The following is a 23,431-nucleotide window of genomic DNA, read 5'->3' as shown; positions in this document are numbered from 1 at the left end:
GTCTTTAGTGCTGGGTGCTCATCGCTGGGTACTCATCGGGTGCCCATCGGCTTCTAACCCGCTTCCTTGTCGACGATTCGTGCGGTGTTCGTGCGGTACTGGCGCGGTTCGGCCGTCGCGGCGCGTGGTGCGCCGCAGGCCGGGACCGCCGACTGACGATGACTGGCGATGACTGACGACGGGTCAGTCTTCCCTGTCGAGATGGGCTCGGGCTCCGGCGAGGTCCACGGGACCTGCGAGACGCAGGGCCCGGGGGAAGGCTCGTCGACGCTCGGCCAGCTCGAGGCAACGCCGAGCATCGTGGAGCCAGGCGCCGCGCCCCGGGAGCGACCGGCCGACGTCGACGACGAGCCGAGGCTCCGGGACGTCGGCCTGGTCCACCACGAGGCGGAGAAGAACAGACCGCAGGTCACGCTCCCGGCAACCGACGCACGTTCGAACGGGCGCATGAGCGCCTGAAGGGTCGTGTGACGGTGTCCGGACTCGTGGCCCAGTCAAGGACAGTCTAGCGCGCCCGCTCACCTGGTGTTACCCGTTTCCGCCACCGGTGCCCGGCTCCTCCCCCTCGTCGGAGGTCTCGACGGCGCGGCCGCTCGTCGCTCCGGCGTGGTCGCCCTCGTCCGAGCGGATGTCGATGCGCCACCCCGTGAGCTTCGCGGCGAGCCGGGCATTCTGCCCTTCCTTGCCGATCGCGAGGGAGAGCTGGAAGTCCGGCACGACCACGCGGGCGGCACGAGCCTCGGCGTCCACGACGGTGACGGACGTCACACGGGCCGGGGACAGGGCGCTGGCCACGAACGCGGCCGGGTCGTCGCTGAAGTCGACGATGTCGATCTTCTCGCCGTGGAGCTCGGCCATGACGGCGCGGACGCGTGCGCCCATGGGGCCGATGCAGGCGCCCTTGGCGTTGAGCCCCGCGACGCGCGAGCGCACCGCGACCTTGGACCGGTGGCCGGCCTCGCGGGCGATCGCCATGATCTCGACCGAACCGTCCGCGACCTCGGGCACCTCGAGCTCGAACAGCTTGCGCACGAGGTTCGGGTGGGTCCGGCTCAGCGTGATCTGGGGGCCCTTCATGCCGCGCGCCACGTCCAGGACGTAGGCGCGCAGGCGCTCGCCGTGGACGTAGTCCTCGGTCGGCACCTGCTCGTGCGGCGGCAGGAGCGCCTCGGTGCCGCCCACGTCCACGAGGACCATGCGCGGGTCGTTGCCCTGCTGGATGACGCCCGCCAGGACCTCACCCTCCTTGCCGCGGAACGTGCCGAGGATCTGGTCGTCCTCGGCGTCGCGCAGCCGCTGCACGATCACCTGGCGCGCGGTCGCGGTCGCGATGCGGCCGAAGTCCTTGGGCGTGTGGTCGAACTCGGGCCCGAACACCGGAGCCCGGTAGCGCCGGACCGGCTGGCCGTCCTCGTCGAGCTCGGGCTCGTCGTCCTCCTCGGCCGGGAGCTCCTCGCGGGCCCAGACCGTGACGTGGCCCGTGCGGCGCTCGAGCTCGACCCGTGCCCGCGCGTAGGCGTCGGGCGTCCGGTGGTAGGCGGAGAGCAGCGCCTGCTCGATCGCCGCCACCAGGATGTCGAGGCTGATGTCCTTCTCGCGCTCCAGCAGGCGCAGCGCGCTCATGTCGATGTCCATCGATCAGACCTCCTCGTCGTTCGGGGCGTCGGCCCCGGGGTTCGCGTCAACAGCCATCTCCGGGCCGAGGTCCACCTCGAGGGCGCGCTTGAGCTCGACCTGGATCGCCCCACGGACCACGTCGGCGAGCGCGACGGACTCCACGGGGGCGTCGGTGAGCAGCAGGTTCCCGTCCTCGACGTCCCGCAGACGGCCTTCGACGGTCCCGCCGTCCTGCAGCGCGAGGCGCACGACGCGCCCGCGGGCGCGCTTGAAGTGGCGCAGCTCGGTCAGCGGGCGGGAGGTGCCGGGGGTCGAGATCTCGAGCGTGTAGGCGCCCGGGAAGGCGTTCGACGCGTCGAGCGCGGTGTTGATGTCGCGCGAGACCTCGGCGACGCGGTCCAGGTCGAGGTTGCCCAGGGCGTCCTCGGGGAGGTCCAGCGTGATGCGGACGACCGAGCGGCTTCCGGCCAGGGTGACGATCACGTCCTCCAGGTACAGGTCTGCGGCCTGTACGACCGGTTCCACGACCCGGCGGACCCTGTCCGCCCCGGCGTGCTTCGCCTTGTTCATCTCTCGGTCTCCCGTCGGCTCCCACTGCCCACCGGGCAAGGATTCGACCGGTGTGTTGTTGTACGGGATCAGCCTAACGACTCACCCGGCTGGAACGTGACATCATCACCCTCGATGACTGCCGAACCTGCTCCGCGCCCGCACCGCTCGAGCCCCCCGGACACCGCCCCAGCGTCCTCTTCGTCACGTTTTCCGCGGCGGAGCGCCGCGGGGGGCCCGTCCGTGCGCCGCGGTGTGGTGGCGATCGTCACGTCGCTCGCGCTGCTCGTGGTCGCCGGATGCGGCCTGCGGCTCGAGACCCCGCCCCCGACCGAGCCGGTCCCGGACGCCCAGGAGACCCTGCGCCGGGTCGCCGTCGAGGGCGCGCTGCTCGTGGGCGACCTCGCCGACGCGGCGGCCGCGACGTCGTCGGGCCTCGGCCAGGCGGCGCTCGACGCCCTCACGAGCACGAGCACCTCCGCCGACGAGCACGTGACCCAGCTGGGCGGCGTCTACGACTCGGGGCTCCCCGAGCCCGACCAGGACGGCGACGCGCCGACGTCGGGGGCGACGGACGCACCGACGGGCCCCACGACCGCGACCCCCGCAGAGGTCGTCGACGCCCTCGCGACCTCGGCGACCGCGCTGCGCGGGACGGCCGACCAGTCCGAGGACGGTGCGTTCGCGCGTCTGGTCGCCTCGGTCGCGGCGTCGCAGGACGCCTCGGCGCGACAGGTGGCCGCGACGACGGGCACCGCCCTGCCCGACCCGCTCGTCACCCCGGCGGGCCTGCTCGTCCCGGAGGCCGCGCCGTCGGGCCTGAGCGCGACCGACCTGTCCACGATCATCGAGGCCGAGGACGCGGCGGGGTACGCGTTCGAGGTCCGGGCGGCCCTCGCCGACGGCGAGCTGCGCGACGCCGCGCTCGGGCGCGCGGTGCTGCACCGCGCCAGGGCCGAGGCATGGGCCCAGGCCGCGGGCACGGCGGGCGGGCCTCAGGACCCCCGCCGGGTCGCCTACGCGGTCCCGCCCGACGTCCCGACGCCGGAGCTCGCCGCGCAGCTCGAGACCTCGCTCGCGCAGTCGTACGCCGCGCTCACGGGCGAGGCGGGCACCGGGACGCGTCTTCCGCTCGTCGACCTGCTGGTCGAGGCGAACCTCGCCGCGATCGGGTGGGGCGCCCCCGTGAGCGCGTTCCCCGGCCTGCCCGAGCAGGAAGGCCGGACGCCCGCGGCCGGCTGACGGTCGGCACCACCAGCGCCGGGGCACGCGCCGCACAGCACGAGACGGGCCGGGCCCGGGAGCGACGAACGCTCCCGGGCCCGGCCCGTCTCGTCTGCCGCGCGGTTACGCGAGCAGCTCGGCGACCTGGTCGGTCACGAGGTCGACCACGTCGGCGACCGGCACCTGCACGGCCTCGCCGCCCTGGCGCGGGCGCACCTCGACGACGCCGTCCGCGAGCCCACGGCCCACGACCACGACGAGCGGGGCGCCCAGGAGCTCGGCGTCCTTGAACTTCACGCCGGGCGAGACCTTGGGGCGGTCGTCGTACAGGACCTCCACGCCGCGCGCCGAGAGCTCGGCCGTGAGCGAAGCGGCGGCCTCGAAGACCGCCTGGTCCTTGCCCGTGGCGACCACCTGGACGTGCATCGGGGCGACGTGCGCGGGCCACGCGAGGCCTGCCTCGTCGTGGTTGGCCTCGGCCAGGGCGGCGAGCGCGCGCGTCACGCCGATCCCGTACGAGCCCATGGTCACGACGACCTGCTTGCCGTTCTCGTCGAGGACCGTCAGGCCCAGGGCCTGCGCGTACTTGCGTCCGAGCGCGAAGATGTGGCCGATCTCGATGCCGCGCGCGAGCTCGAGCGGGCCCGAGCCGTCGGGCGCGGGGTCGCCCGCACGGACCTCGGCGGCCTCGATCGTGCCGTCGGCCGTGAAGTCACGCCCGGCGACCAGGTCGAACACGTGCTTGCCGTGCTGGTTGGCGCCCGTGATCCAGCGGGTGCCCTCGACGACGCGCGGGTCCAGGAGGTAGCGCACGGCCGAGTGCGACGTCTCAGGCGTCTTGCCCTCGGCCGGCACGGTCACCTGGGGGCCCTGCGGGCCGAGCACCTCGGGGCCGATGTAGCCCTTGACGAGCTCGGGGTGCGCGGCGAAGTCCGCCTCGCCCGCGGGCTCGACCTCGGCGGGCTCGACCGACGCCTCGAGACGCTTGAGGTCGACCTCGCGGTCACCGGGCAGGCCCACGACGAGCACCTCGCGGCGCCCGTCCGGGTGCGTGAGCGCGAGCACGACGTTCTTGAGCGTGTCGGCCGCCGTCCACTCGCGGTCGGGGCGCGGGAAGCGCGCGTTGGCGAGCGCGACGAGCGAGTCGATCGTCGGGGTGTCCGGCGTGTCCTCGACGTGCGCCGCGGGCGCGTCGTCGAAGGGCAGGGCCTCGGGCACGGGCGTGACGACGGCCTCGACGTTGGCCGCGTAGCCGCCGGGCGAGCGCACGAACGTGTCCTCGCCGATCGCGGTCGGGTTGAGGAACTCCTCGCTGCGCGAGCCGCCCATGGCCCCGGACGTCGCGGCCACGATCACGTACTCGAGGCCCAGGCGCGTGAAGATCCGCTGGTAGGCGGCGCGCTGGTTCTGGTACGAGGCCTCGAGCCCCTCCTCGGTCACGTCGAACGAGTACGCGTCCTTCATGATGAACTCGCGGCCACGGATGAGGCCCGCGCGCGGGCGCGCCTCGTCGCGGTACTTCGTCTGGATCTGGAACAGCGTGAGCGGCAGCTCCTTGTAGGACGAGTACATGTCCTTGACGAGGAGCGTGAACATCTCCTCGTGCGTGGGCGCGAGCAGGTAGTCGCCGTCCTTGCGGTCCGTGAGGCGGAACAGGTTCGCCCCGTACTCGTCCCAGCGGCCCGTGGCCTCGTAGGGCTCGCGCGGCAGCAGCGCCGGGAAGTGCACCTCCTGGCCGCCCGCGTCCTCCATCTCCTCGCGGACGATCGCCTCGACCTTGGCGAGCACGCGCAGACCCAGCGGGAGCCAGGTGTAGATGCCGGGGGCGGCACGACGGATGTAGCCGGCGCGCACGAGGAGCTTGTGGCTCGCGACCTCGGCGTCGACCGGGTCCTCGCGCAGCGTCCGCAGGAACAGGGAGGTCATCTTGAGGGGCTTGACGGGGGGACCGACCACCCGGCTGGAGGCTGAAGACATGGGCCCGATCCTACCGTCGCGGGCACCGCTCCCCCGCAGGGTCTGTGCCCTGCCCGCTCGCGGGACCCCGTCGCCCACGGGACGCCGCCGGTGCGTACCGGCGCACGAACGGGCACCATGGAACCGTGCCCGAGCTGCCCGAGGTCGAGGCGCTCGTCCGATTCCTCGACGAGCGCGCGACGGGTCGCGTCGTCGTGGCGGCGGACCTGGCCTCGATCGTGGCCCTCAAGACGTTCTCTCCCCCGCTGTCCGCCCTGGTGGGCGGCACGGTCACGGGGGCCGCGCGCCACGGCAAGTGGCTCGACCTCGCGGTCACGGTGCCCGACGACGAGCTCCACCTGGTCTTCCACCTCGCCCGGGCGGGGTGGTTGCGCTGGTCCGAGGACGCGCCGACGACGCCCGTGCGCCCCACGTCGAGCCGCGGTGGCGTGCGAGCCGTGCTCGCGCTGCGGATCCGTCTCGACGACGGGTCGGGGTTCGACCTCACCGAGGCCGGCACCCGCAAGCGGCTCGCGGTCCACCTGGTCCACGACCCGACCGAGGTGCCCGCGATCGCGACCCTGGGCGTCGAGCCCCTGGGACCCGACTTCACGCGCGAGCGGCTGGCCGAGCTGCTGGGCGCCCGCAACCAGCAGATCAAGGGACTGCTGCGCGACCAGCGCCTGATCGCCGGGATCGGGAACGCCTACTCCGACGAGATCCTGCACGCCGCCCGGACCAGCCCGTTCCGCCTGACCCGCAGCCTCGACGCCGACGACGTGGCCCACCTGCACGACGCGGTCCGGGGCGTGCTCACCGAGGCCGTCGCGACGTCGTCGGGCAGGCCGGCGGCCGAGCTCAAGGACGCCAAGCGGCGCGGCATGCGCGTGCACGGGCGCACGGGCGAGCCCTGCCCGGTGTGCGGGGACGTCGTACGCGAGGTGTCGTTCGCCGACCGGAGCCTGCAGTACTGCGCTACCTGCCAGACCGGTGGCCAGGTCCTCGCGGACCGGCGCATGTCGAAGCTCCTGAAGTAGGCCTCAGAACAGGACGGTCGCGAACGTCCCGACCTGCTCGAACCCGACGCGCCGGTACGTCGCGAGCGCACGCTCGTTGTACGCGTTGACGTAGAGCGAGACGATCGGCGCGATCTCGCGGCGCGTGATCTCCACGACCGCGGCCATGCCCGACTCGGACAGGCGCCGACCCCGGAACCGGGGGTCGACCCAGACGCCCTGCACCTGCGCGACCTCGGGCGTGACCGCCCCGAGCTCGGCCTTGAACACCACGACGCGCTCGGGCGCGAGACCGGCCAGCGGGTCGTGCGCGAGCGGAGCCCCCGACCCGGGGGGCGGCGGGGAGGCCGCCGCACCACCGTCGACCCGCACGAACGAGCGCCCCGACGTGATCAGGCCCCGCACACGGTCCGCGTACGCGTTGCCGCCCGCGGCGACCGGCGAGTACCCGACCTCCTCGACGAACATGCGCACGCACGCCGGCAGGACCAGCGGCAGCTCGGCCGGCACCGACCGGCGGACCGACGGGTCCGGCTCGACGTCGGGCGCCCGGTCGATCATGAGGGACGGCTGGTCGTCCCGGACGTCCCGGGCCGCCGGCCAGTGCTCCGCCAGGCGGTCCCACAGGCCCAGGGCCGCCGACCGCTCGCCCACGATCGACGACGCACGACGCCCGAACCGGCGCGCGAGCGCGGCGAAGGCGTCGAGCGCCTCCGCCCGGTCCCCCTCCGACGGGACGACCGGCACCAGGTTGGCCCCCGCCCAGCAGATCGCCACGAGAGGCCCCTGGACAGGAAAGCCCCAGACCTGACCCCCGCTCTGCGAGAGCCGGGCTGCCTCGACGATGCGAGAGGCCGCGAGCACCGACCCCACAGGGTCCAGGGCGCACACCCGCAGCGCCTCCGCGACGTCCGCATCGCCCAGGACCCGGGCAGCCTGCGGCCGGGACCACGGCCCCGGAGGATGCCAGCGCGCCATGGCCGTCGACTCAGCCGACGGTGACGACGGGCGGACCGGCCTGTGCGTCGTTCTCCGGCGTCATGGTCTCGGCGATCCGCATCGCCTCTTCGATGAGCGTCTCGACGATCATCGACTCGGGCACGGTCTTGACGACCTCGCCCTTGACGAAGATCTGCCCCTTGCCGTTGCCCGACGCGACGCCGAGGTCCGCCTCACGGGCCTCACCCGGGCCGTTCACGACACAGCCCATGACCGCGACGCGCAGCGGGACCTCCATGCCCTCGAGTCCCGCGGTGACCTTCTCGGCGAGCGTGTAGACGTCCACCTGGGCACGGCCGCACGACGGGCACGAGACGATCTCCAGCTTGCGCGGTCGCAGGTTGAGCGACTGCAGGATCTGGATGCCGACCTTGACCTCCTCGACCGGCGGAGCCGAGAGCGAGACACGGATCGTGTCGCCGATGCCCTTGCTCAGCAGCGCGCCGAAGGCCGTGGCCGACTTGATGGTGCCCTGGAACGCGGGGCCCGCCTCGGTCACGCCGAGGTGCAGGGGCCAGTCGCCGCGCTCGGAGAGCAGCTCGTAGGCCCGCACCATGACCACGGGATCGTTGTGCTTGACCGAGATCTTGAAGTCGTGGAAGCCGTGCTCCTCGAACAGCGACGCCTCCCAGACCGCCGACTCGACGAGCGCCTCCGGCGTGGCCTTGCCGTACTTCGCGAGCAGGCGGGGGTCGAGCGAGCCCGCGTTCACGCCGATGCGGATCGAGGTGCCCGCGTCCGCGGCGGCGCGGGCGATCTCCTTGACCTGGTCGTCGAACTTGCGGATGTTGCCCGGGTTCACGCGCACCGCGGCGCAGCCCGCGTCGATCGCCGCGAACACGTACTTCGGCTGGAAGTGGATGTCGGCGATGACGGGGATCTGGGACTTCCTCGCGATCGCCGGCAGCGCGAGCGCGTCGTCCTGGCTCGGCACCGCGACCCGCACGATGTCGCAGCCGGACGCGGTCAGCTCGGCGATCTGCTGGAGGGTCGCGTTGATGTCCGTGGTCGGGGTCGTGGTCATCGACTGGACGCTCACGGGGGCGTCGCCGCCGACGTCGACCTTGCCGACCTTGATCTTGCGCGTCTTGCGGCGCGGCGCGAGGACCGGCGGAGGTGCTGCTGGCATGCCGAGGCTGATGGGTACGCTCACGCACCTAGTATCCCCCGTCCGACCCCCCGGCCGCGCCCGACGCCGTTCCCCGCCCCGCTCCGCACACGACTCTTCGCGAGATCTTCACGGGACCGCAGGCGCAGGTCAGGTGATGCGGATCGGGTTGACGATGTCCGCGTAGATCAGCAGCACCCCCATGCCGAGCAGGACGACCCACATCGCCAGCCCCAGGGGGACGAGCTTCGCGACGTCCGCGTGCGCGGGGCGCGGACGGCCGCGGACCGTGGCGGCCTGCCGCTTGGCCCCCTCGTACAGCGCGCCCGCGATGTGCCCGCCGTCGAGGGGGGGCAGCGGGATGAGGTTGAACGCGAAGAGGGCGATGTTGAGCGCCGCCAGGAGGCTCAGCATGGTCGCCACCCGGTCGACCACGTCGACCTGGTCCGCGCCCACCACGTCGACCGCGATCCGCCCCACGCCCACCGGCCCCATGACGGAGGCAGGGTCACGCTCCTCGCCGCCGAACGTGGACTGCACCACGTCGACCAGCTTGGCCGGCAGCTCGACGATGACCGCTGCCGTCCCCGAGACCTGCGCCCAGATGGCCTCCGGCACCGCGCTGAGCGGCTCCGAGACCCGTTCCTGGGTCGGGGCGATCCCGACGTAGCCCGCGGGCTTGAGCACGGGCTCGCCGTCGTCGTCCGTCACGTACTGCCCGTCGTCCCCGACGACCGGACGGTCGACCTCGGTCGGCGTGATCTCGAGCGTGACACGCTCCCCCGCGCGCTCGACCACGACCGGGACCGTCTGCCCCGCCGCGCCCGTGATCTTGCCGACCAGCGAGTCCCAGGACGTGACCGGTTCGCCGTCGAACGACACGACCGTGTCTCCCGGCTCGATCCCCGCCTCCGCGGCGGGGGTCGCAGGGTCGGCCGTCGTGCACTCGTAGTCCGCCGGTGCCGCGGCGGGCGTCACGCACGCAGGCACCGTCGCGACCGTCGTGGTCGCCTGCGGCGAACCGATCCCGACCAGGACGACGGTCATGAGCACGAACGCGATCACGAGGTTCATGAACGGTCCACCGAACATCACGACGACCTTCTTGGGCACCGAGAGGTTGTAGAACGCGCGCGGCTCCTGCCCGGGAAGGATCTCCTCGGCGCTCATCTCGCGGGCGTCCTGCACCATGCGGCCGAAGAAGCCGTCCGACTGCTTCGCGCCGGGAGGCGCGGGCGGGTACATGCCCACGAGGCGCACGTAACCACCGAGCGGGATCGCCTTGAGCCCGTACTCGGTCTCGCCCCTGGTCCGCGACCAGAGGGTGGGCCCGAAGCCGACGAAGTAGTGGCTCACCCGGACCCCGAACTTCTTCGCCGGGACCATGTGCCCGACCTCGTGCAGGGCGATCGACACGAGGATGCCGACCAGCACGACGAGGATGCCGATCACCGCGGCCATGAGGAGCTCCGTTCAGGGGTGCTGCGAGAAGAAGACCAGTGCTGAGTGCCCGAACCTACCGCCGCTTCCTGCGGGCGGCCTGAGGACCGTCAGCGGCGGGGGGCCCGTGGGACGCCACCAGGGCCCCGGGCTCAGCGGCGGGCGAGGATCTCGTGGGCCCGCGCCCGGGCCCACGTCTCCGCCGCCGTCACGTCGTCCAACGTGACCGCCGCCCGCGAGGTTCCCCGGTGCTCTCCGAGGACGCGCTCGACCGTCGCGACGATGTCCAGGAAGCCGATCCGGCCCTCCAGGAACGCCGCGACGCACTCCTCGTTGGCCGCGTTGTACACCGCAGGGTGCGTCGCGGAGGCCGACGCCGCCACGCGGGCAAGCCCGACGGCCGGGAAGAGCGCCTCGTCGAGCGGTTCGAACGTCCACGCCGTGGCGCTCGACCAGTCGCAGCCCGCGGCGACCTCCCCCAGGCGGTCCGGCCAGCTCAGGCCGAGCGCGATCGGCAGGCGCATGTCCGGCGGGGACGCCTGCGCGATGGTCGAGCCGTCCACGAACTCGACCATCGAGTGCACGACGGACTGCGGATGCACCACGACGGCGATCTCGTCGGTCGGCACGTCGAACAGCAGGTGCGCCTCGATGAGCTCCAGGCCCTTGTTCATGAGCGTCGCCGAGTTGATCGTGACGACCGGCCCCATGGCCCACGTCGGGTGCGCGAGCGCCTGCTGCGGGGAGACGGCCTTGACGTCGTCACGTGCCCAGCCGCGGAACGGGCCGCCCGACGCCGTCAGCACGAGCCGGCGCACCTCCTCGCGGCGCCCTGAGCGCAGGGCCTGCGCGATCGCCGAGTGCTCCGAGTCGACCGGGACGATCTGGTCCGGACGCTGCCTCGCGTCCTGGACGAGCACGCCCCCCACGACGAGCGACTCCTTGTTGGCCAGCGCGAGCGTCGAGCCCGCGCCGAGCGCGGCGAGCGTGGGGCCGAGGCCCACCGACCCCGTGATGCCGTTGAGCACGACGTCGGAACCAGCCCCCGCGAGCTCGGTCGCCGCGTCCGGGCCGACCAGCACCTCGACCGCCGGAGCGCCGGCGCGCGAGGCCCTCGCGGCCAGCGCGGCCTCGACCTCCACGGCCCAAGCAGGGTCCGCGACCCCGACACGTCGCACACCGAGCGCGACCGCCTGCTGGGCGAGGAGCTCGGCGTTCGCGCCACCGGCCGAGATCGCGTCCACCCGGAACCGGTCGGGGTGACGTGCGATCACGTCGATCGCCTGGGTGCCGATGGATCCGGTCGACCCGAGGAGGGTCACGCTGCGCAGACTCATGGGGACATCCTCCCAGGTGCGCGGAGCGCCCGAGGCGCGCTGCGTCGTCGGGCAGGCCGCACCGAGGGCGTCACTCGACGCCGAGCAGCACCTCGATGGCCCGGGCGAAGAATGCGTCCACGGGCCCCTCGGCGTAGCCGTCCTTGCCGCGACGGCGAGCGAACGTCGAGTTGCGGATCTCGGCGGCCGTGATGGGCTCCTGGCGGTCGAAGTACGCCACGAGACGGTCGCACAGGTCGTCGACGTCGTCCATGTCGTAGCCCCACTCGCCGCGAGCCGCAGGCGCGAAGCGCTCGCCGTCAGGACGCCCCAGACGGCCGTACAGGCTGCGCGCCCGCTCGGCCAGGGCGTTCATCCAGGCCTGCTGGCCGTTGACCGCGACGTACTCGGCACGCTGACGGGCGATGAAAGCCCCCTCCAGGCGATCGAGGGCCGCGTCGACCTCGTGGGTGTCGTACCCGCCGCGGACCAGGTCGAACATCGAGACCTGGATGTCCGTGCTCGTCAGGCGCTCCGGCTTCTTGCCCTCGTAGACCTGACGTGCGTGGTCGAAGAACTCGTCAACCTCTTCCGGGTCGTACCCGTTGCGCACCTTCGAGACGGTGCTGAACAACGCACTCACTCTTCCTCCTCAGCTGCCAGCTGCCCGCACGCACCATCGATGTCACTGCCGCGTGTGTCACGAATAGTGGTCGGAATCCCGTGCCCGCGCAAGCGAGCCACGAACTCGTCCTCCACCTCGCGCTCGCTCGCCGTCCAGATCGAGCCCGGCGTCGGGTTCAGCGGGATGGGGTTCACGTGCACCCAGCCCGAGCCACGAGCCGTGAGCTTCTCGCCCAGCAGGTCCGCACGCCACGCGTGGTCGTTCATGTCCTTGATGAGCGCGTACTCGATGCTGACGCGCCGGCCCGTGACCTCGAAGTAGTTGCGAGCGGCGTCCAGGGTCTCGTCGACCGACCACCGGGTGTTGATCGGGACCAGCTCGCTGCGCAGGTCGTCGTCGGGGGCGTGCAGCGAGAGCGCGAGCGTGACCGGGATGCCCTCGGCCGACAGCTTGTTCATCGCCGGGACCAGCCCCACGGTCGAGACCGTGATGTTGCGCGCCGACATGCCCAGGCCCTCGGGGGCGGGCGCGACGAGCTGTCGGATCGTGCCCATGACGGCCTTGTAGTTGGCCATGGGCTCGCCCATGCCCATGAAGACCAGGTTGTTGAGCCGGGCCGGGCCGCCGGGGACGTCGCCGTCGGCGAGCGACTTCGCGGCCGAGCGCACCTGCTCGACGATCTCCGCGGTCGACAGGTTGCGCGTCAGGCCGAGCTGGCCCGTCGCGCAGAACGGGCAGGCCATGCCGCAGCCCGCCTGGCTCGAGACGCACAGCGTCGACCGGTTCGGGTAGCGCATAAGCACCGACTCGACCTTGGCTGCGTCGAAGAGCTTCCAGAGCGTCTTGACGGTCGTCCCGCCGTCGGCCTGCATGACGCGCGCCGGGGTGAGGAGCGGCGGCATGAGGTTCTCCACGAGCAGCTTCCGCGTCGCCTGGGGGAGGTCGGTCATGTCCTCGGCGTCGTTCGTGTAGTGCGCGTAGTAGTGCGTCGCGAGCTGCTTGGCGCGGAAGGGCTTCTCCCCCAGCTCGACGACCGCGGCCGTGCGCTCCTCCGGAGAGAGGTCGGCGAAGTGGCGCGGGGGCTTCCCGCGACGAGGTGCCGACATGACGAGCGGCAGCGGCTTCGATTCGACGGACGGGCGAACAGACATGAGAAGGATCCAGAGGTTGGAGCGGGTGGAGCAGGTCAGCGCACCGCGCCGGGTCGACGCGTCAGGTGCGCTCGTGCGAGCGTGCCGGTGCGTTCTCACGCGGTCCGGCACGCGCGCGTGCGCCCGCGCCCTGCCCTGGCCCTCGCGGGCCGCGCCTCAGAGCGAGACGGAGAGCAGCAGGTACACGAACGGAGCGGTCAGGAGCATGGAGTCCAGGCGGTCGAGGACGCCGCCGTGCCCCGGCAGGAGGGACCCCATGTCCTTCAATTCTAGGTCGCGCTTGATCATCGACTCGGCCAGGTCTCCCACGGTCGCCGTGAGCGGCACCATGATGCCGAGCGCGACACCGATCACGGGGCTCGCACCGAGCCCGTAGACCGCGCCCACGACACCGATCGCCGTCGCCAGGACGAACGAGCCCGCCAGGCCCTCCCAGCTCTTCTTGGGGCTGATCGAGGGAGCCAGCGGATGACGGCCGAACAGGACCCCGGCCACGTACCCGCCGACGTCGTTCGACACCGCCAGCAGGATGAACAGCAGGACCTGGATCCGGCCGTTGTCCGGGTTCGCGAGCATCATCATGACGAACCCCGCCATGAACGGCAGGTAGGCCGTCGCGAAGGTCCCCGCGGCCGCGTCGCGCACCGCGGCCGTGCCCGAGCCGTCGATGACCCGCCAGACCACGACGCCCGCCACGGTCAGCACGAACGAGACCATGAGGGCCTCGGGGCCCGAGTAGTACGACGAGATCAGGATTCCCGCAGCCCCCACCAGGAGCGGCAGGAGCGGCAGGTGGATGTCGCGGCGCAGGAACGCCTGCTTCAGCTCCCACAGCGCAGCCCCCACCGCGGCGGTCGCCAGCAGCACGAACGGCTCCGGGCGGAAGGCCAGCGAGGCCCCCACCAGGACGAGGAGCCCGACCCCGACGGAGATCGCCTTGGGCAGGTCGCGTCCGGCCTTCGGCGTGCGCCGGGGCCGGGACGCGACCGCATCACTTGTCATCGGTGCGTTCGGACTTCTGCATCAGACCTCGAGGAGCTCGCTCTCCTTGCCGGCGAGGAGCGCGTCGATCGTGTCGACGTGGCTCTTCGTGAGTGCCTCGAGCTCCTTCTCGGCGCGCGTGCCCTCGTCCTCGCCCGCCTCGCCGTCCTTGACGATGCGGTCGAGCTGCTCCTTGGCACGGCGGCGCACGTTGCGCACCGAGACGCGGGCGTCCTCGGCCTTGCCCTTGGCGAGCTTCACGTAGTCGCGGCGACGCTCCTCCGTGAGCACGGGGAGCACGACCCGGATGATGTTGCCGTCGTTGCTGGGGTTCACCCCGAGGTCCGAGTCCCGGATGGCCTTCTCGATCGCGCTGAGCGCGGTCTTGTCGAAGGGCGAGATCACGATCGTGCGGGCCTCGGGCGTGTTGAACGAGGCGAGCTGCTGGAGCGGCGTCGGAGCGCCGTAGTACTCGACCGTGATCTTGTTGAACATCGCGCCGCTCGCACGTCCCGTGCGAATGTTCGCGAAGTCCTCCTTGGCGACCTCGATCGCCTTGTCCATCTTCTCTTCGGCCTCGAGGAGGGTCTCGTCGATCACCAGTGCTCCTTCGTCGTGCGTTGCTGGGCTAGCCGTCCTGCGCCGCACGGGGCGGCGCACCCGGGTTCGCGGCGCGGTCCGGGTCGTTCGTCGGTCGTCCGGTCAGTTCGTCGTGACCAGTGTCCCGATATTGTCCCCCAGCAGCGCGCGGGTCACGTTGCCCGGCTCGCTCATCCCGAAGACCCGCATCGTCACGTCGTTGTCGCGGCACAGGCTCAGGGCGGTGGCATCCATGACCGCCAGGTCCTTGACGAGCGCGTCGGTGTACGTCAGGTGGTCGAGCTTCACGGCGTCCGGGTTCGTGCGCGGGTCCGCGGTGTAGACACCGTCGACACCGTTCTTGCCCATGAGGACCTCCTGGCAGTGCGTCTCGAGGGCGCGCTGGGCGGAGACGGTGTCGGTCGAGAAGTACGGCATGCCCGCTCCCGCGCCGAAGATCACGACACGGCCCTTCTCCAGGTGGCGGATCGCGCGCAGCGGGATGTACGGCTCGGCGACCTGCCCCATGGTGATCGCGGTCTGCACGCGGGTGTCGACCCCGGCCTGCTCGAGGAAGTCCTGGAGCGCGAGGCAGTTCATGACCGTGCCCAGCATGCCCATGTAGTCGGCGCGGGCGCGGTCGAGGCCGCGCTGGGAGAGCTCGGCGCCGCGGAAGAAGTTGCCGCCACCGACGACGATGGCGACCTCGACGCCCTGACGGACGGCATCGGCGATCTCGCCGGCCACCCGCTGCACGACGTCCGGCGCGAGGCCGATCTGTCCGCCCCCGAAGGTCTCCCCGGAGAGCTTGAGCAGCACCCGACGTGCGGGGGCCTTGGTCTCGATCTTGTCGCCCATGTGCCGAGCCACCTGTCCTTCGTCGTTCCGATCTCCCGGGGTCTGCCCCAGGACGTACCGGGGACGGTCGTGCTCGTCGTCCCCGGGTGGTGCGTGTGCACCGGGACCCACCGGGTCCCGGTGCGCGGTGGCCCGGTCCGCGCGAGCGCGGACCGGGCCACCGGAGGAGTGCGTCAGGCGCCGACGCGGTACCGCACGAACTCGGTGACCGTGCCACCGACCTCGGCGAGAACCTGGCCGACGGTCTTCTTCGGGTCCTTCGCGAGCGGCTGGTCGAGCAGCACGACGTCCTTGAAGAAGCCGTTCAGGCGGCCCTCGATGATCTTCGGGAGCGCGGCCTCGGGCTTGCCCTCGTTGCGCGAGGTCTCCTCGGCGATACGACGCTCGCTCGCGACGACGTCCTCGGGGACGTCCTCGCGGGTCAGGTACGTCGGGGACATCGCGGCGATGTGCTGCGCGATCTCCTTGGCGACGGCCGCACCGGCGACGTCGGTCGCGACGACGACACCGATCGACGGCGGCAGGTCCTTGGCGGTGCGGTGCAGGTACGCGGTGACGCGCTCACCCGCGACGCGCGTGGTGCGACGCAGGACGACCTTCTCGCCGAGCGACGCGGCGGTGTTGTCGATGACGAGCTGGACGGACTCACCGTCGGCGTCGGCAGCGAGCGCGGCGTCGACGTCGGCAGCACCCGAGGCGGCGACGGCCGTCAGGACGCGGGCCGCGAGGTTGAGGAAGTTCTCGTTCTTCGCGACGAAGTCCGTCTCGGAGTTGAGCTCGATGAGCGTGGCGACCTGGCCACCCTCGGTCTCGGAGACGTCGACGGCCACGAGGCCCTCGGAGGTCGAGCGGCCCTCGCGCTTGGCGACGCCCTTCAGACCCTTGACGCGGATGATCTCGAGCGCCTTCTCGGAGTCGCCGTCGGCCTCGTCGAGCGCCTTCTTGACGTCGAGCATGCCGGCGCCGGTGCGCTCGCGCAGCGCCTTGATGTCGGCTGCGGTGTAGTTCGCCATGGTGGTGTCCTTACCTGTCTGGGGTCCCGGGGCTCCCCGGGGAGAACGTGGAGCGGGCGGTGCGGCGGGTGCGCGCCCCTCCGAAGAGGGGCGCGCACCACGTCGTCACTTGGACTCGTCGGCCTCTTCGGCGGGGGCCTCGGCCTCAGCGGCTGCCTCGACGGCCGCCTCTGCCTCGACCTCGGCCTCGACGGCGACCTCGGCTGCTGCCTCGGCGACGACCTCGGCCTCAACGGCGGTCTCGGCTGCGCCCTCGGCGACGACCTCAGCGGCGGCTGCGGTCTCCACGGCGGTCTCCGCCTCGGCACCGGCCAGGAGCTCGCGCTCCCACTCGGCGAGCGGCTCTGCCTCGGTGGCCGAGCCGGCCTCGGCGCCGGTGCGGTTGCCCGAGTGGCGCTGGAGCAGGCCCTCGGCCGCGGCGTCGGCGATCACGCGGGTCAGCAGCGTGACGGCGCGGATCGCGTCGTCGTTGCCCGGGATCTTGTAGTCCACGACGTCGGGGTCGCAGTTGGTGTCCAGGATCGCGACGATCGGGATGCGCAGCTTGCGCGCCTCGTCGACGGCCAGGTGCTCCTTGTTGGTGTCGACGATCCACACGGCGGAGGGGACCTTCGCCATGTCGCGGATGCCGCCCAGGGTGCGGGTCAGCTTGTCCTTCTCGCGACGGAGGACGAGCAGCTCCTTCTTGGTGAGCCCGGAGCCTGCGACGTCGTCGAAGTCGATCTCCTCGAGCTCCTTCATGCGCTGCAGACGCTTGTGCACCGTGGTGAAGTTGGTGAGCATGCCACCGAGCCAGCGGTGGTTCACGTAGGGCATGCCGACGCGAGCGGCCTGCTCGGCGACGGGCTCCTGCGCCTGCTTCTTCGTGCCGACGAAGAGGATCGTGCCACCGTGGGCGACGGTCTCCTTGACGAACTCGTACGCGCGGTCGATGTAGGACAGCGACTGCTGCAGGTCGACGATGTAGATGCCGTTGCGCTCCGTGAAGATGAAGCGCTTCATCTTCGGGTTCCAGCGGCGGGTCTGGTGTCCGAAGTGGACTCCGCTGTCGAGGAGCTGGCGCATGGTCACGACGGCCATGGCACTTCCTTTCAGGCGTGACGCGGGATCCTCCCGCTGCTCACGCTCATTCGTCCGACCGGTCGCAGTGCGTCCGGTCGGTGCATTCCGGTTGTCGGTGCCGGCCGGGATTGGCCCTGCACCCCTGGCGCCACACCATGGTCCGACGCCGGGCCCTGGCGAACGAGGGTCCGGACCGTTGTCGGGATGGCCCCTGACGGCGGCCTGCGAAGGCCGGGAGTCGGGGACGTGACGCGCGAAGTCGACGGCGCGCAGCGGGGGGTTCCAGGTCCCCTGCCGGTGACCTCTGGGGTGACCGTCGGGAGCGCTAGGAGCCCGTCCGAGTGAACGTGCCGATCGCGGCGTTAAGTCTACCTGATCGCGGGCCGCAGCCGGACCCGTGCACAGCACGGACGAACGCGGCCTTCTCCACAGGTGGCGGCGGGCCCCGCCCGCGCCGACCCGCCGTGCGCGAGGCTCGGCCCGTGCTCACGTCTCACCGTCCCGCCTCTCCTGCTCCCCCGGCCCGACGACGCCGCGCAGGTCTCGTACCCGCGTCCCCGTCCGCGGGGCTCGGCCGGGCCGTGAACGTGCCACGGGTCCGCCTGTCTGGCGCGCCCCGACGGAAGCCCCCGGCCCCGCTCGCGCCGGCGCTCCTGGCCGTCGTGGCCGTGTTGGCCATGCTGGCTGTGCTGGCTGTGCGGCTCCTGACCGCCCTTCCCGCCCACGGTGTCGAGTCACCCGATGCCGCGGGGGCGGGGTGGGCGTCCCCCGTCCCTGGTGACCTCGTGGTGCTCCGCGGGTTCCTACCGCCTGACCAGGACTGGCTGGCCGGGCACCGGGGCGTCGACCTCGAGGCACCTCCTGGGAGCGCCGTCGTGGCGCCCGAGGCCGGGGTCGTGACGTTCTCCGGGACCGTGGTGGACCGCGGGGTCGTGGTCGTGCTGCACGACGGCGGGCTGCGCAGCTCGCTGGAACCGGTCGACGGCTCCGCTGCCGTGGGGACGAAGGTCGGGCGCGGGCAGGTCGTGGGGTCGGTCCAGGTCGCGGGCGACGGGGCCGGCGGTTCCGGAGGGACCGGCACCACGGGCGCCGGACACTGTCTGCCGGTGTCGTGCCTGCACTGGGGCGTTCGTCGCGGCGACACGTACGTCGACCCCCTCGCGCTGCTCGGGCCGCGCGAACCGATCGTGCTGCTCCCGCTGCGCTAGCGGCGTCCTGGGACCTTCTGCTCGCCGCGAGAGGCGGCCATCAGGGGTTCGTGCGCCGTCCCGACCCCGCTTGGCCGCATCTCGACGGCCCGAGGTTCCAGGGCACGAGCGGTCCCTCTCGGCGACCGGAGGTTCCCGCGCCCGGCAGCACCCACCTCACGCCCGCGGGAAGGCCTGCTCGAACGAGGCACGCAGGCGGTCGGCGCTGACGTGCGTGTACCGCTGGGTCGTGGAGAGCGTGGCGTGGCCGAGCACCTCCTGGACGCTGCGCAGGTCGGAGCCGCCCTGGAGCAGGTGGGTCGCGGCGCTGTGCCGCAGGTCGTGGGGCGCCACGTCGTCGACGCCTGCGAGCGCAGCGAGCCTGTGCACCGTCTCGCGCGCCTGTCGCTGCCCCCACCGGTGTCCGCGGTCCCCGAGCAGGAGCGCGGGGCCGGAGTCCGCCACCACCAGCGCGGGCCGCCCCACGTCGAGCCAGCGGCGCAGCGCTCGGCCCGCAGGGACGCCGAACGGCACGACCCGCTCCTTGTCGCCCTTGCCGACCACGCGCAGGGTCCGCTCCCCCAGGTCCACGTCGTCGACGTCGGCACCGACGAGCTCGGCGACGCGAAGGCCCGAGGCGTAGAGCACCTCGACCGCGACCCACTCGCGCAGGCGCGCCGGGTCGCCGTCCGCGGCCGCGTCGCGGGCGGTCTCCATGAGGTGGGTGGCGGCGTCGACGGCGAGGACGGTCGGGAGGTGACGGGCGACCTTGGGGCTCGCGAGCCGCAGGGCGGGGTTGTGCGCCGTACGGCCCGTGCTCGTCGTCCAGGCGAAGAAGGCGCGGGCCGCCGCTCCTCGTCGGGCCATCGTGGTCCGGGCGAGGTCACGCGCCCCGAGATCGGCGAGCCAGTCGCGCAGGACCGCGATGTCGACGTCGTCGAGCCCCCGCACGCCCGTCGCCACGGCGCGCGCCAGCAGCGACCGGACGTCGCCCGCGTAGGCGCGCACCGTGTGGGCCGAGAGCCCTCGTTGGACGTCGAGGTGCAGCTCGAACTCGGCGACGGCCGCGGCAAGGGCAGGAGGAAGGTGCGTCTCGCCGTGCCGCTCGCTGTCGCTCATCGTCCCAGTGTCGCCGCTCACCGCCTCCGCGTCGTGGAGCCCACGCCCTGGGACGCACGGGGCGCCCGTCGCCACCGGCCTCCGGACTGCTCGGCGAGCCCGACGAGCTCCAGATGGCCGAGGCCGCCGAGGGTCTCGTCGACACCGAGGCCGGCGGTCCGCGCCACGGAGTCCACGGCGGCGTGCGCGCGCAACGGCAGGGCGTCCCACAGCCTGGTGCCCAGCTCGTCGAGGTCGTCCTGGGGTGCGGAGCGCCCGGTGCGCGGGGTCGACGCGTCCGCCCCGACGTGCCCGGCCAGCTCGGCGGCCTCGTCGGCGTCGGTCACGCACACGGCCCGGGCGTCCCGCAGGAGCTGGTGGCACCCACCGGAGGCCATCGAGGTCACGGGCCCGGGGACCGCCCCCACGGGCCGCAGCAGCGCGCTCGCGTGTGTCGCGGTGCTCAGCGCGCCGGACCGCCAGGCCGCCTCGACGACGACGGTCGCCCGGGAGAAGGCCGCGATGAGACGGTTGCGCTGCAGGAAGCGGACCCTGCTCGGGACGGACCCCGGTGGGGTCTCGCTGACGAGGCTCCCCTCGTCCAGGACCGCCCGCAGGAGGTCGGTGTTGCCCGCCGGGTAGAGGCGGTCGACCCCTCCCGCGAGGAAGGCGACGGTCCGGCCCCGTGCGGCGATCGCGCCGCGGTGCGCGGCGGCGTCGATCCCGTACGCACCGCCGGAGACGACCGTGAAGCGCCGGTCCACCAGACCCGAGGCGAGGTCCGCCGCGACGTGGCGTCCGTACTCGGTGCACGCGCGAGCTCCCACGAGCGCGAGCGAGCGTCGCGACAGACCTGCGAGGTCGCTCTCGCCACGGACCCACAGCGCGAGGGGCGCGGCCTCGCCCAGGTCGTCGACCGCCGTCGGCCATCGCGGGTCGCCGGGGACCAGGAGCGCCCCGCCCAGCCGGTCGAGAGCTCGGAGCTCGCGAGAGGGGTCGAGGGTCGCCAGCCTGCCGCGCCACCGCTCCACGGCGCGCAGCAGACGGTCGACCGACGGCCGCTCGCCCTGCGACGCGAGGGCCTCCGGCACGAGCGGACCCGCACCGGACGCCACCTCGTGGAGCCATGCGAGCGCGTCCCCGGCGCCCAGGTGCGCGACGATCGCACCGGCGACCTGGTCCCCCGGTTCCGCGATCCGGCTCCAGGCGGCCCGGGCGAGCAGCGGGTCGTCGACGTCGAAGGTCGGCCGGGCCTCAGCCATGGTGACCTCGCGTCCGGAGCGCGAGCCCCTGCCCCACGTCCCCGGCGTTCGGCGCGGCGCGACCGGCCAGGTCGGCCACGGTCCAGGCGAGCCGCAGCACCCGGTCGGCTCCCCGCAGCGAGAGGGTTCCCCGGTCGAGGGCCGTGTCGATCCCCGCAAGCAGCCGCGGGTCCGGCCCCAGCCGTTCGCGCAGCCAGGTCCCCGGCACCTCGGCGTTCGTGCTCCACGGCGTCCCCGCGAGCCGGGCCCTGGCCGCGGAACGGGCCGCGGCGACCCGTTCCGCGACCGTCGCGCTCGACTCGACGTCGGCCCCGCCCGCCCGGTCGACCCGCGACACGGGACGCACCTCGACCTGGACGTCGACGCGGTCGAGCAGCGGCCCCGACAGGCGGGCGAAGTACCGGCGCCGGACCAGCGGGCTGCACGAGCACTCGAGCCCTTTGCCGATCCCGAGCCCGCACGGGCACGGGTTGGCGGCGAGCACGAGCTGGAAGCGGGCCGGGTAGCGCGCGCTCCCGGCGGCGCGGTGGATGACGAGCTCGCCGTGCTCGAGCGGCTGGCGCAGGGTCTGCAGGACCCGCGAGCCGAACTCCGGCGCCTCGTCGAGGAACAGCACGCCGCGGTGCGCCCGGGACGCCGCCCCGGGCCGTGGCAGCCCGCTGCCCCCGCCGACGATCGATGCCGGGGTCGCGGTGTGGTGCGGGTCCTCGTAGGGCGGGCGGCGGATCAGGCCCTGTCCCGGGTCGAAGACCCCCGCGACCGAGTGGACGGCCGTGACCTCGACCGCCTCCGCCTCGTCGAGGTCCGGCAGGATGCCGGTGATCCGGGAGGCGAGCATGGTCTTGCCGGCCCCTGGTGGCCCGACCAGGAGCAGGTGGTGACCGCCCGCCGCCGAGACCTCGAGCGCGCGCCGCGCCTGCTCCTGGCCCAGGACGTCGCGCAGGTCCCCCTCGGCCCGCCGCGGTCCGGCTGTGCGGCCCGGGCGGGCGGCGGCGCTCGGGGTCACGATCCCGGGCAGCTCGGCGCCGTACAGGGCGGCGATCTCCGCCAGGCTCGCGACGCCCACGACGCGTGCCCCCGGGACGAGCCGGGCCTCGTCCGCGTCCTGCACGGGCACGACGACGTCACGCAGCCCGGCCGCGACGGCGGCGGCCACCGCAGGGAGCACGCCCCGCACCGACTGGAGCCGACCGTCGAGCCCGAGCTCACCGAGGTGCACGACGCGCTCGGGGTCCGCGACGGAGATCTTGCGCGCTCCGGCGAGCATCGCGACGGCGATGGCGAGGTCGAAGCCCGACCCTGCCTTGGGCAGCGAGGCCGGTGACAGGTTGACGGTGATCTTGCGCTGGGGCCACTCGATGCCCGACGAGGCGATCGCGGCGCGCACGCGGTCCCTCGACTCGGACAGGGCCGCGTCGGGCAGCCCGACGAGCGTGAACCCCGGGACCGAGGCGGCGAGGTGGGCCTGCACCTCCACGAGGTGTCCCGAGAGACCGACGAGCGAGACCGCGAACGTCGTCCCGAGCGACATCAGCTGACCCCCACGAGATGCTCGACGTGCGCGGCCCCGGCGGCGGGCAGGATCACGGCGACGACGTCGATGCGTATCGACGCGGGGCGGACCGGGTGCGTCGCGACCCACTCCCCGGTCAGCCGGCGAAGACGGGCCAGCTTGTCAGGGGTCACGGCCTCCGCAGGGTGCCCGTAGGCGGTCCCGCGCCGGGTCTTGACCTCGACGGCCACCAGCACGTCCCCGTCGCGCGCGACGAGGTCCAGCTCGCCCCGGGTGCCCCGCCAGTTGCGGTCGAGGACCACCCACCCGGCGTCGACCAGGTACCTTGCGGCGACCTTCTCCCCGTACCGACCGACAGCGTCTTTCGCTCTCATGTCCCACCTCCGGCACACACCGTGGCCGATCGGCGGCTGCAGCGGGGCTGCGGCGGCCCCGGTTGTGGAGGAAGGCTCGAGAAGGTCACCTGTGCACGGTTCGCCTGCGCAGGAGCACGACAGTCCTGCGGCCACCCGGTCCGGGGGGCCGCAGGACTGCTGCTGGAGCGAGCTAGAGCTGGAGCTCGGCCTTGGCCAGCTCCTCGACGTTGACGTCCTTGAACGTGACCACGCGCACCGACTTCACGAAGCGCGCGGAACGGTACACGTCCCACACCCAGGCGTCGGCGAGCCGCAGCTCGAAGTACACCTCGCCTGCGGCCGACCTGACCTGGAGGTCCACCTGGTTCGCCAGGTAGAAACGTCGCTCTGTCTCGACCACGTAGGAGAACAGGCCCACCACATCGCGATACTCGCGGTAGAGGGCCAGTTCCATCTCGGTCTCATAGTTCTCGAGGTCTTCGGCGCTCACTGCACCATCATGGACCATCGCGTGCCACAAG

Annotated in this window: 23 protein-coding genes; 3 read left to right on the top strand and 20 right to left on the bottom strand. The window is 72.8% G+C overall.

The features are described 5' to 3' along the window. Window positions 1-183: 183 nt before the first annotated feature. The 3 genes from ACZDYF_RS05820 to ACZDYF_RS05810 form a co-directional block, all read right to left on the bottom strand. Window positions 184-381, bottom strand: a complete 198-nt coding sequence (locus ACZDYF_RS05820; protein ID WP_307824288.1) for a YlxR family protein — start codon at window positions 379-381, stop codon at window positions 184-186. A 147-nt stretch (window positions 382-528) separates the two neighbouring features. Next, window positions 529-1,635, bottom strand: coding sequence for a transcription termination factor NusA (gene nusA, locus ACZDYF_RS05815; RefSeq protein ID WP_475054558.1), 1,107 nt, complete (start codon window positions 1,633-1,635; stop codon window positions 529-531). Window positions 1,636-1,638: 3 nt separating this feature from the next. Further along, window positions 1,639-2,187 carry a ribosome maturation factor RimP gene (locus ACZDYF_RS05810; protein WP_475054556.1) on the bottom strand — a complete coding sequence of 183 codons (549 nt, stop codon included), beginning with the start codon at window positions 2,185-2,187 and terminating at the stop codon, window positions 1,639-1,641. A 222-nt stretch (window positions 2,188-2,409) separates the two neighbouring features. Between ACZDYF_RS05810 and ACZDYF_RS05805 the strand changes: the two genes are divergently transcribed. Continuing rightward, window positions 2,410-3,408, top strand: a complete 999-nt coding sequence (locus tag ACZDYF_RS05805; RefSeq protein ID WP_475054553.1) for a DUF4439 domain-containing protein — start codon at window positions 2,410-2,412, stop codon at window positions 3,406-3,408. A gap of 105 nt (window positions 3,409-3,513) precedes the next feature. Here ACZDYF_RS05805 and ACZDYF_RS05800 read toward each other — a convergent pair whose 3' ends face one another. After that, window positions 3,514-5,367, bottom strand: coding sequence for a proline--tRNA ligase (locus tag ACZDYF_RS05800; RefSeq protein ID WP_475054552.1), 1,854 nt, complete (start codon window positions 5,365-5,367; stop codon window positions 3,514-3,516). 125 nt (window positions 5,368-5,492) lie between these two features. Between ACZDYF_RS05800 and ACZDYF_RS05795 the strand changes: the two genes are divergently transcribed. Next, window positions 5,493-6,383 carry an Fpg/Nei family DNA glycosylase gene (locus tag ACZDYF_RS05795; protein ID WP_475054550.1) on the top strand — a complete coding sequence of 297 codons (891 nt, stop codon included), beginning with the start codon at window positions 5,493-5,495 and terminating at the stop codon, window positions 6,381-6,383. 3 nt (window positions 6,384-6,386) lie between these two features. Here the strand turns inward: ACZDYF_RS05795 and ACZDYF_RS05790 are convergent, their stop codons facing one another. The 11 genes from ACZDYF_RS05790 to rpsB all read right to left on the bottom strand — a co-directional run bounded on the left by ACZDYF_RS05790 (window position 6,387) and on the right by rpsB (window position 17,512). Then, the gene (locus ACZDYF_RS05790) at window positions 6,387-7,340 is read right to left on the bottom strand and encodes a GNAT family N-acetyltransferase (protein ID WP_204808500.1); all 954 of its coding nucleotides are present in this window, start codon (window positions 7,338-7,340) and stop codon (window positions 6,387-6,389) included. A 10-nt stretch (window positions 7,341-7,350) separates the two neighbouring features. Further along, a complete protein-coding gene (ispG, locus tag ACZDYF_RS05785; RefSeq protein ID WP_030150594.1) occupies window positions 7,351-8,490 on the bottom strand; it encodes a flavodoxin-dependent (E)-4-hydroxy-3-methylbut-2-enyl-diphosphate synthase in 1,140 nt (379 codons plus the stop codon). A 129-nt stretch (window positions 8,491-8,619) separates the two neighbouring features. After that, on the bottom strand, window positions 8,620-9,930 hold the full coding sequence (locus ACZDYF_RS05780; RefSeq protein WP_475054548.1) for a M50 family metallopeptidase: 1,311 nt from the start codon (window positions 9,928-9,930) through the stop codon (window positions 8,620-8,622). 131 nt (window positions 9,931-10,061) lie between these two features. Beyond that, on the bottom strand, window positions 10,062-11,246 hold the full coding sequence (dxr, locus tag ACZDYF_RS05775) for a 1-deoxy-D-xylulose-5-phosphate reductoisomerase (protein ID WP_475054546.1): 1,185 nt from the start codon (window positions 11,244-11,246) through the stop codon (window positions 10,062-10,064). 70 nt (window positions 11,247-11,316) lie between these two features. Then, a complete protein-coding gene (locus tag ACZDYF_RS05770; RefSeq protein WP_191790596.1) occupies window positions 11,317-11,868 on the bottom strand; it encodes a DivIVA domain-containing protein in 552 nt (183 codons plus the stop codon). Continuing rightward, on the bottom strand, window positions 11,865-13,001 hold the full coding sequence (gene rlmN, locus ACZDYF_RS05765; RefSeq protein ID WP_475054540.1) for a dual-specificity RNA methyltransferase RlmN: 1,137 nt from the start codon (window positions 12,999-13,001) through the stop codon (window positions 11,865-11,867). Before rlmN ends, ACZDYF_RS05770 begins: the two co-directional genes overlap by 4 nt. Before the next feature lie 156 nt (window positions 13,002-13,157). Next, window positions 13,158-14,003, bottom strand: coding sequence for a phosphatidate cytidylyltransferase (locus ACZDYF_RS05760; protein WP_191790594.1), 846 nt, complete (start codon window positions 14,001-14,003; stop codon window positions 13,158-13,160). Between the two features lie 21 nt (window positions 14,004-14,024). Further along, window positions 14,025-14,582: a ribosome recycling factor gene (gene frr, locus ACZDYF_RS05755; RefSeq protein WP_030150600.1), complete on the bottom strand. Its 558-nt coding sequence runs from the start codon at window positions 14,580-14,582 to the stop codon at window positions 14,025-14,027. A 102-nt stretch (window positions 14,583-14,684) separates the two neighbouring features. Beyond that, window positions 14,685-15,419, bottom strand: a complete 735-nt coding sequence (pyrH, locus tag ACZDYF_RS05750) for a UMP kinase (RefSeq protein WP_475054538.1) — start codon at window positions 15,417-15,419, stop codon at window positions 14,685-14,687. Window positions 15,420-15,592: 173 nt separating this feature from the next. After that, window positions 15,593-16,432 (bottom strand): translation elongation factor Ts, encoded by an 840-nt coding sequence (gene tsf, locus ACZDYF_RS05745; RefSeq protein ID WP_191790592.1) that lies wholly within the window; start codon window positions 16,430-16,432, stop codon window positions 15,593-15,595. 105 nt (window positions 16,433-16,537) lie between these two features. Next, window positions 16,538-17,512 carry a 30S ribosomal protein S2 gene (gene rpsB / locus ACZDYF_RS05740; RefSeq protein WP_475054537.1) on the bottom strand — a complete coding sequence of 325 codons (975 nt, stop codon included), beginning with the start codon at window positions 17,510-17,512 and terminating at the stop codon, window positions 16,538-16,540. Between the two features lie 659 nt (window positions 17,513-18,171). Between rpsB and ACZDYF_RS05735 the strand changes: the two genes are divergently transcribed. Further along, complete coding sequence (locus ACZDYF_RS05735) at window positions 18,172-18,702, top strand: peptidoglycan DD-metalloendopeptidase family protein (protein WP_475054535.1); 531 nt, start codon at window positions 18,172-18,174, stop codon at window positions 18,700-18,702. A 156-nt stretch (window positions 18,703-18,858) separates the two neighbouring features. On the opposite strand, the gene ACZDYF_RS05730 is transcribed toward ACZDYF_RS05735, so the two are convergent. The 5 genes from ACZDYF_RS05730 to ACZDYF_RS05710 all read right to left on the bottom strand — a co-directional run bounded on the left by ACZDYF_RS05730 (window position 18,859) and on the right by ACZDYF_RS05710 (window position 23,400). Next, entirely contained in the window at window positions 18,859-19,800 is a 942-nt protein-coding gene (locus tag ACZDYF_RS05730; protein ID WP_191790590.1) for a tyrosine-type recombinase/integrase, read from the bottom strand. Between the two features lie 17 nt (window positions 19,801-19,817). Continuing rightward, window positions 19,818-21,041 (bottom strand): DNA-processing protein DprA, encoded by a 1,224-nt coding sequence (dprA, locus tag ACZDYF_RS05725; protein WP_475054532.1) that lies wholly within the window; start codon window positions 21,039-21,041, stop codon window positions 19,818-19,820. After that, window positions 21,034-22,572 carry a YifB family Mg chelatase-like AAA ATPase gene (locus ACZDYF_RS05720; RefSeq protein WP_475054531.1) on the bottom strand — a complete coding sequence of 513 codons (1,539 nt, stop codon included), beginning with the start codon at window positions 22,570-22,572 and terminating at the stop codon, window positions 21,034-21,036. The genes dprA and ACZDYF_RS05720 overlap by 8 nt, the downstream gene beginning before the upstream one ends. Then, the gene (locus tag ACZDYF_RS05715; RefSeq protein WP_191790587.1) at window positions 22,572-22,928 is read right to left on the bottom strand and encodes a YraN family protein; all 357 of its coding nucleotides are present in this window, start codon (window positions 22,926-22,928) and stop codon (window positions 22,572-22,574) included. The genes ACZDYF_RS05720 and ACZDYF_RS05715 overlap by 1 nt, the downstream gene beginning before the upstream one ends. Window positions 22,929-23,100: 172 nt before the next feature. Then, window positions 23,101-23,400 (bottom strand): DUF2469 domain-containing protein, encoded by a 300-nt coding sequence (locus ACZDYF_RS05710; RefSeq protein WP_024840525.1) that lies wholly within the window; start codon window positions 23,398-23,400, stop codon window positions 23,101-23,103. Between the last annotated feature and the right edge of the window lie 31 nt (window positions 23,401-23,431).

Source organism: Oerskovia sp. PE-21s (assembly GCF_056158145.1).
The sequence above is the reverse complement of the archived record's forward strand: the minus strand, read 5'-3'. Positions and strand labels throughout refer to the sequence as shown.

Coding starts and splice junctions, on each gene's coding strand:
- nusA (WP_475054558.1), bottom strand. CDS start 1,635: ATGGACATCGACATGAGCGCGCTGCGCCTGCTGGAGCGCGAGAAGGAC.
- ACZDYF_RS05810 (WP_475054556.1), bottom strand. CDS start 2,187: ATGAACAAGGCGAAGCACGCCGGGGCGGACAGGGTCCGCCGGGTCGTG.
- ACZDYF_RS05800 (WP_475054552.1), bottom strand. CDS start 5,367: ATGTCTTCAGCCTCCAGCCGGGTGGTCGGTCCCCCCGTCAAGCCCCTC.
- ACZDYF_RS05790 (WP_204808500.1), bottom strand. CDS start 7,340: ATGGCGCGCTGGCATCCTCCGGGGCCGTGGTCCCGGCCGCAGGCTGCC.
- ispG (WP_030150594.1), bottom strand. CDS start 8,490: ATGCCAGCAGCACCTCCGCCGGTCCTCGCGCCGCGCCGCAAGACGCGC.
- ACZDYF_RS05780 (WP_475054548.1), bottom strand. CDS start 9,930: ATGGCCGCGGTGATCGGCATCCTCGTCGTGCTGGTCGGCATCCTCGTG.
- dxr (WP_475054546.1), bottom strand. CDS start 11,246: ATGAGTCTGCGCAGCGTGACCCTCCTCGGGTCGACCGGATCCATCGGC.
- rlmN (WP_475054540.1), bottom strand. CDS start 13,001: ATGTCTGTTCGCCCGTCCGTCGAATCGAAGCCGCTGCCGCTCGTCATG.
- ACZDYF_RS05760 (WP_191790594.1), bottom strand. CDS start 14,003: ATGACAAGTGATGCGGTCGCGTCCCGGCCCCGGCGCACGCCGAAGGCC.
- pyrH (WP_475054538.1), bottom strand. CDS start 15,419: ATGGGCGACAAGATCGAGACCAAGGCCCCCGCACGTCGGGTGCTGCTC.
- tsf (WP_191790592.1), bottom strand. CDS start 16,432: ATGGCGAACTACACCGCAGCCGACATCAAGGCGCTGCGCGAGCGCACC.
- rpsB (WP_475054537.1), bottom strand. CDS start 17,512: ATGGCCGTCGTGACCATGCGCCAGCTCCTCGACAGCGGAGTCCACTTC.
- ACZDYF_RS05735 (WP_475054535.1), top strand. CDS start 18,172: ATGCTGGCTGTGCTGGCTGTGCGGCTCCTGACCGCCCTTCCCGCCCAC.
- ACZDYF_RS05730 (WP_191790590.1), bottom strand. CDS start 19,800: ATGAGCGACAGCGAGCGGCACGGCGAGACGCACCTTCCTCCTGCCCTT.
- dprA (WP_475054532.1), bottom strand. CDS start 21,041: ATGGCTGAGGCCCGGCCGACCTTCGACGTCGACGACCCGCTGCTCGCC.
- ACZDYF_RS05720 (WP_475054531.1), bottom strand. CDS start 22,572: ATGTCGCTCGGGACGACGTTCGCGGTCTCGCTCGTCGGTCTCTCGGGA.
- ACZDYF_RS05715 (WP_191790587.1), bottom strand. CDS start 22,928: ATGAGAGCGAAAGACGCTGTCGGTCGGTACGGGGAGAAGGTCGCCGCA.